The organism is Arhodomonas sp. KWT, from assembly GCF_010993615.1.
This window is the reverse complement of sequence record NZ_WNXE01000901.1, coordinates 1-690: the sequence shown is the minus strand read 5'-3', so window position 1 is coordinate 690 and position 690 is coordinate 1. Positions and strand designations below refer to the sequence as shown.

The window sequence follows — 690 nt, the reverse complement described above, 5'->3', positions numbered from 1 at the left end:
CCCGGCACTGCCGTGCCTGATCGCGCCGGTGGACCTCCAGGCCGTGAAGGCCTCCGGGGTGACCTTCGTGGCGAGCCTGCTCGAGCGCGTGATCGAGGAGCACGCCGGGGGCGATCCCGGCCGGGCGGCGGCGGTGCGCGAGGAGATCGACGCGCTGGTCGGCGCCGACCTCTCGACCCTGGTGCCCGGTTCGCAGGCCGCGCTCGCCCTGCGCGAGACGCTCATCGCCCGTGGTGCCTGGTCACAGTACCTGGAGGTCGGCATCGGCCCGGACGCGGAGATCTTCACCAAGGCCCAGCCGCTCTCCGCCGTGGGTACCGGTGCAGACGTCGGCGTTCACCCGGCGTCGCGGTGGAACAACCCCGAGCCCGAGGTGGCCCTGGCGGTGAACAGCCGCGGTAACGCCGTCGGCGCCACCCTGGGGAACGACGTCAACCTCCGCGACGTGGAGGGGCGGTCCGCGCTGCTGCTCGGGCGGGCCAAGGACAATAACGCGAGCTGTGCGCTGGGGCCGTTCATCCGGCTGTTCGACGACGGTTACGGCCTGGACGACCTGCGCGCCGCGGAGGTGGCGCTGACCGTGGAAGGCGGGGATGACGGCTTCCGCCTGGACGCCGCGAGCCCGATGGCGTCGATCAGCCGCGACCCGGCGGACCTGGTCGCCGCCACCATCGACGCCAACCACCAGTA

The 690-nt window shown here is 72.9% G+C and carries 1 protein-coding gene; it reads left to right on the top strand.

Annotated elements, in window-relative coordinates; translation table 11 throughout:
- The coding region (locus G7A99_RS23170; RefSeq protein ID WP_371807666.1) for a fumarylacetoacetate hydrolase family protein at positions 1-690 on the top strand (690 nt) is incomplete at both ends.